This window comes from Runella sp. R0.1_18 (genome assembly GCF_057652155.1).
The window spans coordinates 1-5330 of record NZ_JBYFCK010000051.1; the positions used below are offsets into that span (position 1 = coordinate 1).

Here is a 5330-nt window from a genome sequence, read left to right on the forward strand (position 1 = left end):
AATTCCTTGACCTACACGCCTAGTGATGTACAAAGTACAACTACCTACCTTGTTAAAGCGAAAAATCAAACAAATGGGTGTACAAGTAGCACCACTAGCATCACAATTACTGTAAACAACCCTACTTCTCCCACCATAGGCGCTGAACCTACATTGATATGTCCTGGAAACCCCTCCATTCTATCAACGAGTTCTACATGTAACGGTGTTTTTATTTGGAGCCCGTCAGGGGGAGTTGTGAGTAGTGATACTAAAACATATACGGTTACTCCCACAGCTACTACAACTTACACCGTAAAATGTCAAGAGAATGGATGTTTATCCGTAGCAAGTAATAGCATTAAAATTACAGTAAAAGCATCGGAAACAGCCTCTGCACAGGACAAAAGCCGTTGTGGTAACGGTGTCGTAAATTTGACTGCCAGTGGTTGTTCTTCTGGTTACAATTGGTTTGGTACTCCTACTTCTACGACCCCTCTTGCTACTGCTTCTACTTACACAACTTCCGCCTTAACCCAAACAACAACTTATTATGTTGAGTGTACAGGTGGTACGGCTAGTTGCCCAAATCCACGAATAGCTGTAAAAGCAATTATTAATACAACAGAGCCACCAGTCATTGCTGGTAACAGCCCTCGCTTTGTATGTCCTGATAGTGCAGCTACTCTCACTGTCAGTGGCTGTACTGGGAATCCTAGCTGGGGATATACATTAAACACTGGTGGTTCAGGAACGTTAGCACTAACGACTACCAGTATTTCCATAAACTATGCCTCACTTAGTGCCGACACAACTTCGTATAAAGTGACGTGTCAAACTCCTTGTGGAGCAACTTTATCCTCAAATACCATAAAAGTTGTGCGCAAATCAGCTTGTACCCTCCCTACGGTTGGAGGCACAATCGCTGGAAGTACTACTACTTGTTCGGGTACAAATTCAACCATCCTTACCCTCAGCGGGCATACAGGGACTATTACCAAATGGCAATACTCTACCTCTAGTTCTTTTAGCAATCCCGTTGATATTGCCAATACAACTACTACCTATACAGCCAATAATCTTACTCAAACTACGTACTATCGAGCTGTTATACAGGCATCTTCGGGAGGTGTTGTTTACTCTTCCGTGGCTAGCATCAACGTTACTACAGCCCCAGCCTCACCAGTAAGCCAAGGAGATAAAATAGCTTGTACAACTCCATACCCTGCTTTAACAGTGAGCATAGCCAATGGGGAAAGTGTTGATTGGTTCACTAGTGCATCAGGGGGAACAAAAATTGCGACGGGGACAAGTTTTACCCCAAACACCTTTGGAACATACTATGCAGAAGCCATTAACCCTACAAGTCAATGTAAAAGTACGAGTAGAACTTCTGTAACTCTAACTTCAACTTCTGTTGATATTTCATCCATTACGCTAGTACAGCCTACCTGCTCTACAACAACAGGTTCGGCAGCTATTATAAGTACAGGTACTGATTTACAGTACTCAAAAGATAATATTTCTTGGCAGTCAACGAATACATTTAGTGGATTACTCCCTGGAACATATACATTTTATGTTCGTAAAACTTCGGCTACTTCCTGCATAGCTATAAGCAACTCCCAAACCTTGCTTGGTAGTAATGCTCCTGTTTTGACAACTATTCCCAATCAATCAATTGTACTAGGTACATCATTTAATCCTGTCACTGCTACTGTAACTAACGGTATATTAGTTAACTATCAATGGTTTAATAATAATGGAACAAACAATCCTACGCTAACTCCACTTTCGGGAGAAACTTCAGCTACATTAGGAAATTTACCGACTGTGATAGGAACATATAACTATAAAGTAATCGCCACTAGCCAAACCGATAATTCTTGTTCATCTTCTCAGATTGTGACTTTAAGTATTAGTCCATCATCATGTATAACGATAAAAACACAACCCTCTGATAGAGTTATCTGTAATGTAGGTTCGGGAGCCTCCGCCACTTTTTCTGTAAGCGCTACTGGAACAGCATTAACCTACCAATGGCAGAAAAATGGTACCAATATATTATGGGCTACTTCAAGTACTTATAGCTTCATACCAACCACCGCTGACCACGATGCCAAGTTCCGTTGCATCGTAAAAAGTAGCTCTTGTACCACTAGTATTACTTCTGAGGAGGCCAACCTGCGCGTTTATTCCACAAGCTATGCCCCCCAAACCATTTGTACCAATGGCCCTACCACACTTACTGCTCCTGTATTAGGACACGGAATTACCTATCAGTGGTACAGAACCACTGGTAATGTAAGCAGCCCCATCTCAGGTGCTAACACAGCTACGTACTCCATTACCCCCACTGCCGCCGATTTCGCTTACACCTACCGTGTACTCATGACCGATGCCACTTGTACCAACGCAAGATATGGCCCGCAAACAGCACTCTTTGGTATCGCCCAACAACCACAAAATCAAGTGGTGTGTGCAGTAGGTAATGCTACATCCTTCAACATCACGGTTTTGGGTAGTGATATTACCTATCAATGGCAGAAAAACGGGGTCAATATATTATGGGCTACTTCAAGTACTTATAGCTTCACACCCACCGCCGCTGACCACGATGCTAAATTCCGTTGCATCGTAAAAAGTAGCTCTTGTGCCACTAGTATCACCTCCGAAGAGGCTAGCCTGCGCGTTTATTCCACAAGCTACGCCGCCCAAACCATTTGTGCCAATGGCTCTACCACACTTACTGCCCCTGTATTAGGACAAGGAATTACCTATCAGTGGTATCGAACTACTGGTGGTGTAAGCAGCGCTATCTCAGGTGCTAACACAGCAACGTACTCCATTACTCCCACTGCCGCCGATTTCGCTTACACCTACCGTGTACTCATGACAGATGCCGCTTGTAACAACGCAAGATATGGCCCGCAAATAGCGCTATTTGGTATCGCCCAGCAACCACAAAATGAAGTGGTGTGTAATGTGGGTACCGCTACCGCATCCTTCAAAATCACGGTTCTGGGTAGTGATATTACCTATCAATGGCAGAAAAACGGGGTCAATATATTATGGGCTACTTCAAGTACTTATAGCTTCACACCCACCGCCGCTGACCACGATGCTAAATTCCGTTGCATCGTAAAAAGCAGCTCTTGTACCACCAGTATTACCTCTGAGGAGGCCAGCCTGCGCACTTATTCCACAAGCTACGCCGCCCAAACCATTTGTGCCAATGGCTCTACCACACTTACTGCTCCTGTATTAGGACAAGGAATTACCTATCAGTGGTACAGAACCACTGGTAATGTAAGCAGCCCCATCTCAGGTGCTAACACAGCTACGTACTCCATTACCCCCACTGCCGCCGATTTCGCTTACACCTACCGCGTGCTCATGACCGATGCCGCTTGTACCAACTCAAGATATGGCCCGCAAATAGCGCTATTTGGTATCGCCCAGCAACCACAAAATGAAGTGGTGTGTAATGTGGGTACCGCTACCGCATCCTTCAAAATCACGGTTCTGGGTAATGATATTACCTATCAATGGCAGAAAAATGGTACCAATATATTATGGGCTACTTCAAGTACTTATACCTTCACACCGACCATTGCTGACCACGATGCTAAATTCCGTTGCATCGTAAAAAGTAGCTCTTGTGCCACTAGTATCACCTCCGAAGAGGCCAGCCTGCGCGTTTATTCCACCTACACCGCCCAGACGGTTTGTGCTAATGGGACTACAACACTTACTGCCCCTGTAGTAGGACAAGGAATTACCTATCAGTGGTATCGAACTACTGGTGGTGTAAGCAGCCCCATCTCAGGAGCTAACACAGCTACGTACACTATCACACCCACTGCCGCCGATTTCGCTTACACCTACCGCGTGCTGATGACCGATGCCGCTTGTACCAACGGCAGATACGGCCCGCAAACAGCACTCTTTGGTATCGCTCAACAACCTTCTGACGCTTTGCTTTGCTCTGTAGGTGCTTCGGTATCTTATAAAGTTATTGCTTCTACTACAGTAGGAACTACCTACCAGTGGCAGAAAGATGGAGTCAATATCGCTGGAGCTACTACAGACACTTATACCTTCACACCAACCACCGCTGACCAGCAAAGCAAGTTTCAATGTATTGTCAAAAACGGAAACTGTACGCTTACCAGCAAGGTCGTAGCTTTATCTGTTGGAGGTATTGCCACCCACCCTCAAAGCCAAACTATTTGTGCTTCCAACGGACCAGCTACCACTGTTACCTTACGCGCTAAAGGAAATGGTACTAATCCGCAATATCAATGGTATCGCCTCGTCCCAGGCAATAGCACACCGCAAGCTATTACCCTAAGTACTGATAAAACCAAAGACTCTGTGTGGGTACAGTCTATTGGTACTATTCAAAATGGGTATCAGTTCTATGCTCAGGTAACGACTACTTGTGGTACTGCGACTACGAACATCGCTACCATTACTATTTCCACTCCTCCCACCCCCACCCTCGCAGGTAGCGCATTACGGAGCCTTTGCCCTGATAGCACGGCTCGGCTTATCGCTACGGGATGTACGGGCGATGTAAAATGGAGTTATACCCTCAAAACAACCTCGGGGGTATTGGCTACTACCAACGATACCCTCTCGCTGGCCTACAACACCTCACTGCTCACCGCTTGGAGCACGGGCGATACCCTCGCCCTCACCGCCGCTTGTACCTTGCCCAACTGTGGTGCCTCTGCACCCTCCACAACGGTAAAAGTGGTCAAAAAACAAAGTTGTGCCACTGTGCCAGTAGCCCGAACAGCCTCTATCTGTGACATTTACATCAAAGCTACCAATGCACAAGGACAGGAAGTTTCTAAACTTACTCGCGCTGCGGGCGGTGGTTTCCAACCCGTTACGCTCTCCTTGGTAGGATTAGCCGATACCACCCTGCTCAACTTCCCTAACCTAACTTACCGTTGGACTGCCCCAACGGGGCAAACAGCCCTATCAGGTACAGGGGGGGCTGCCTCTAAAATTGGTGATTATAAAGTGGTGGTTAAGAGCGGAAACGATAGTTGTGAGGTGTTCTTTACCCTCAGCGGTACACCTTGTGTGGTAAGAGACTACAGCACTGCCACTTGCCAAACCTTAACTATTAATGCCCCCGCCCAAGGTAACAGTTTGAGTAATTTGGCCGTAGGTGACATATTTAATGCTGCGGATTACACCATCACCGTGACCGAGGCCACGGGCGGAGCTACGGGTTGGAGCGGCAAAGGCTACGTAAGCGTGCTGCTGCCCATGGGCGTTACCCAAAACGTGGCCGTGACTTTCGACAACATTGCCATCAACGACTGCTACGAACT

At 46.3% G+C, this 5330-nt stretch carries 1 protein-coding gene; it reads left to right on the plus strand.

Annotated elements, in window-relative coordinates; genetic code table 11:
• Positions 1–5330, plus strand: a 5330-nt coding sequence (locus tag AC23P2_RS30850) for an immunoglobulin domain-containing protein (protein WP_487776754.1), incomplete at both ends; no start/stop codon positions are given.